General features: G+C 66.1%; 3 protein-coding genes. 2 read left to right on the forward strand and 1 reads right to left on the reverse strand.

The genetic code is table 11. From position 1 onward, the window contains the following. Positions 1-35: 35 nt before the first annotated feature. Positions 36-809 carry an SDR family NAD(P)-dependent oxidoreductase gene (locus tag PMI12_RS26140; protein WP_007838741.1) on the reverse strand — a complete coding sequence of 258 codons (774 nt, stop codon included), beginning with the start codon at positions 807-809 and terminating at the stop codon, positions 36-38. 133 nt (positions 810-942) lie between these two features. Between PMI12_RS26140 and PMI12_RS26145 the strand changes: the two genes are divergently transcribed. Together PMI12_RS26145 and PMI12_RS26150 are read left to right on the forward strand one after the other, a co-directional pair. Then, the gene (locus PMI12_RS26145; RefSeq protein WP_007838742.1) at positions 943-1,896 is read left to right on the forward strand and encodes an SMP-30/gluconolactonase/LRE family protein; all 954 of its coding nucleotides are present in this window, start codon (positions 943-945) and stop codon (positions 1,894-1,896) included. 268 nt (positions 1,897-2,164) lie between these two features. Next, positions 2,165-2,422: contractile injection system protein, VgrG/Pvc8 family (locus PMI12_RS26150; protein WP_007838744.1), on the forward strand; the 258-nt coding region annotated here is incomplete at its 3' end.

The raw sequence follows: 2,422 nt of genomic DNA on the forward strand, positions 1-2,422 counted from the left end.
AGCCGGTTCCGGCATTCCACGCACAGCAATTCCGTTCAGGTCCAGCCGGCGTCCACGGTGAACTCCTGGGCCGTGCACATCTTCGCGTCGTCCGATGCCAGGAACAGCACCATGCGCGCGATGTCTTCCGGCATCAGCTTGTCGGGCAGGCACTGGTTGCGCTTGAGCGACTGTTCGCCTTCGTCGTCGAGCCACAGCTTCACCTGGCGCTCCGTCATCACCCAGCCGGGCGACACGGTGTTGATGCGGATGCGGTCGCGGCCCAGGTCCACCGCGAGCCCGCGCGTGAGGCCGTTCACCGACGACTTGGCGATCGCGTAGCAGGGGTAGCCCGAGCCCTTCGTCTGCCAGCCCGTGGAGCCCAGGTTGACCACCGAGCCGAAGCCCAGGCGCTTCATGCCCGGCACCACCGACTGGATCGCGAACAGCGCCGGCCGCTCGTTGATGGCCATGCGGTTGTCGTAGTAGTCGGGCGTGACCGATTCGAGCGTGTGGCGGTCATCGCTCGCCACGTTGTTGACCAGCACCGCGAAGTCGCCGAGTTCGGTGGCCGCGTCGGAAATGGCCTTCTGCAGCGCGGCGATGTCGCGCACATCGCAGGCGCGCCACCACGGCGCCGCGTGGCCGGCCTCCTCGATCTGCCGTGCGAGCGCCGCGCTGGAACCCTCGGCAATGTCGATGAAGGCGACGCGCGCGCCCTGGGCTGCGAACGCTGCGACGATGGCAGCGCCAATGCCGCTGCCGCCACCGGTGACGAAAACGGCACGGTCTTTCAGGCTGGGATAAATGGAATGTGGGGGGGGATTCAAGAAAAGTCTCCAGGGTGCTCGGCAACTGACATTGCAAAATGCATATTCATCAATGCCTAAATTTTAAATTTCCGTTATCAATATGCCTTGATACGATCCGCCGAGTCAAGAAGACATGACGAGGAAAAAACAAATGAACAAGCAAGAGACAGGCGTCCTCCCCCCTTCATCCGCATCTGCATCCGTGCCGTCGGTCGCAGGCGAGCTCGAATGCATCTGGGCCGCCGGCGCCAACCTTGGCGAGGGCACGATGTGGTCGCAGCGCGAGCAGGCGCTCTACTGGATCGACATCCTCACGCCGCGCCTGTTCCGCTACGACCCCGCCAGCGGCGCGCAGCGAACCTGGACCTTCGACGAGGAGATCACCGCCATCGCCGAGCGCGCCTCGGCGCCGGGCCTCATCGTCACGCTGCGCCGCGGCTTCGCGCTGTTCGACACCACCGCGCCCGGCGACGACGCGAAGCCGCGCTACCTGCACCAGCCCGAGCCCGAGCGCACCGGCAACCGCTTCAACGACGGCAAGTGCGACAGCCGAGGCCGCTTCTGGGGCGGCAGCATGGACTTCGACTGCCAGGCACCGACCGGCGCGCTCTACCGCTACGACGCCGACGGCCGCTGCACCAGGCACGACGACGGCTTCGAGGTGACCAACGGCCCGACATGGTCGGCCGACGGGCGCACGATGTACTTCAACAACACGGCGCGCAACAACCTCTACGCCTACGACTTCGACGTGGAGGCGGGCACGGTGTCGAACCGGCGCCTGTGGCACCGCTTCCCGAAGCCCGATGGCCTGCCCGACGGCATGACCACCGACGCGGCCGGCCGTCTCTGGATCGCGCACTGGGGCGGCTCCTGCGTGACCTGCCATGACCCGGTGAGCGCGGCCGAGCTGTGCCGCATCCCGCTGCCCGCGAGCCACGTCACCGACTGCGCCTTCGGCGACGCCGACCTGTGCATGCTCTACATCACGACCGCGCGCAACGGACTCACGGCCGAACAGCAGGCGGCCGAGCCGCTGGCGGGCGGGCTGTTCAGGGTGCGCATCGGCAGCCCGGGGGTGCCGGCGGCGCTGTTCGCGGGCTGAAGAAGCTGCCAGTCTCGCCCGCGAGACGCAGGTGCGCACCCGCGCCGTAGAACTGGACGATGCCGCGGAGATCACGCTTGTTTCAAGCCCTTTGCGCCAAGCATCAACTGCGCACTAGTTCCGGGCGCTGTTACTTTCGTGTACTTACGACGCCAGTACAAGGGCTTACATAATCCCCGGAAAAAGCTTGCCCTCATCCGTAGCGGCAGGCGCATTCAGGGAGTCCCATGTCCAACTTCGAAGGCGTGCTCGCACGCCTGCGGCAGCCATGAAGCGCCGCGTCACGATCCAAACGCCTCTGGGCGAGGCACTGCAATTCCACCGCCTCGTCGGTCGAGAGACACTCAGCCAGGCTTACGTTTTTGAAATCGATCTGCTGGGCAGCAGCAACGCCATCGATCCCAAGACCCTGCTGGGCCAGGCCGCCACCGTCGCGATGGAAACCGAGAGCGGCGCCCTGCGCCACCTTGCCGGCATCGTCACGCGCTTCGGCCTTTCGCAGCAAGACGCGCGACAGTCCTTCTAC

It is taken from the genome of Variovorax sp. CF313, from assembly GCF_000282635.1.
In the GTDB taxonomy this organism is placed as follows: Bacteria; Pseudomonadota; Gammaproteobacteria; order Burkholderiales; family Burkholderiaceae_C; genus Variovorax.

Excerpts from the sequence above, each read along its gene's own strand:
- PMI12_RS26145 (WP_007838742.1), top strand. The coding sequence starts at position 943 with ATGAACAAGCAAGAGACAGGCGTCCTCCCCCCTTCATCCGCATCTGCA.